The organism is Streptomyces sp. NPDC047515, assembly GCF_040643055.1.
GTDB lineage: Bacteria > Actinomycetota > Actinomycetes > Streptomycetales > Streptomycetaceae > Streptomyces.
On the sequence record NZ_JBEYTM010000171.1, the window covers coordinates 1 to 1,424 of the forward strand.

Consider the following 1,424-nt stretch of genomic DNA (forward strand, 5'->3'; position numbering starts at 1 on the left):
CCTTCCGGCGGAGGTTGCGAAACCCTCGCCGGACGCGGGCCGGGGACAGCCGTTCGGTCTTCACGGGGCGTTCCCAGGGGTGGCGTAGGTCCTCGGCGAGTGGGCGGGCGAGGCGGAGTTGTGTGTGTGCGGCGATGATCAGCCAGGTCCACAGATCGGCCGTGGCGGGGTGACGGACGCGTGGCGCGGTCCAGCCGAGCGTCTGCTTGATCATTCTGAAGGTGTGCTCGATGTCGAACCTGCGCAGGAACGTCCGCCACCACAGGTCCACGGTGGCCGGGGCGGCGCCGGTGGCCGAGCACCACAGCCACACCGGCTTGGGGGCGGCCTCGCTGGGCAGGCGTTCCACGGCGAGGCGGATCAACGTGCCGTGCAGCAGGGGGAGTTCCTCTTTGGAGTGCTCCAGCCAGGGTCCGCGGTGGGTCAGGCGGGGGTGCATGCGGTCCCAGGCCGTCGCCTCCGCCTTTCCGTAGCGGGTGGTGTCCGTCACCGTGGTGACCTCGGGCGCGTGCCAGGAATCCGGCTTGGCGAAGGTCAGTACACCGCCGTGTTTGCGTGGCCGTCCGCCTCGGGAGCCGGAGCGGACGGGGCCCGCGTCGCGGAGCATGACACGATCCGATCGCAGGCGTCCGACCAGGACCACGGGCAGGTCGGCCAGGGCGTGGGAGAGGTAGGCGCTGTCGTAGCCGGCGTCCATCACGATCAGCATGTCGGGGTCGCCGTCGCTCCAGTGGCCTGCGGTGATGATGCGGGTGACGACTTCGCGCAGCTGAGCGGCGGTGACCGTGGTGGCGTCATCGGCCGGCCCCAGGCGCACGGCGTCCAGCAACGCGACCCACGAGGTGCGGCCCGATTCGAGGGCCGCGACGAAGGAGTAGGGCCAGCCTGGGATCAGCTGGTCGCAGCTGCGGTCGGCGCGGCGGCCGTGGAGGTGGCAGAAGAGCCGGTCAGGGCTGGTGTTCGCGTCCGGGCGAAGCCAGTTGGATACGTCCACCGCCAAGGCGATCCGGCCGTCGCTGATGCGGGGCAGCGGGAGGTCGGCCAGAGCCCGGCGCACGCGGGTCGGTTCGCACCAACCCTTGTCCAGAGCCGCGTACAAGGCGCCGTGCCCGCGCTGCATCTCATGCGCGAGGGAAAGCTCAACCAGCGTCTTGACCGGGCCATCTGCGCACAGCACTGCGTCGGTCAGCTCGAAGAGCACGTCCGCGCGGGCGTACAGACTCTCGTAGAACTCAACCCGAAAGCGGGACAAGATATCCAATGCCTCGCTTGCGGGCGAGCCGGCAGGGAAACTCATGAGCAGCGGCCGTTCTCTCGTGCTTCGTGACTCGACATCTCGAAGCGTGGAGAACGGCCGCCGCTGCTGTCCCGCGAAGAACCGCAGATCAGCAGGTCGGGTGACAGGCGAGGTTAAACGTCAAGCT

Annotated in this window: 1 protein-coding gene; it reads right to left on the bottom strand. The window is 69.2% G+C overall.

What is annotated here, in order from left to right; all coding sequences use genetic code 11:
* A partial coding sequence (locus ABZ826_RS39360; protein WP_361459407.1) for an NF041680 family putative transposase occupies positions 1–1,297 on the bottom strand: 1,297 nt, incomplete at its 3' end.
* Between the last annotated feature and the right edge of the window lie 127 nt (positions 1,298–1,424).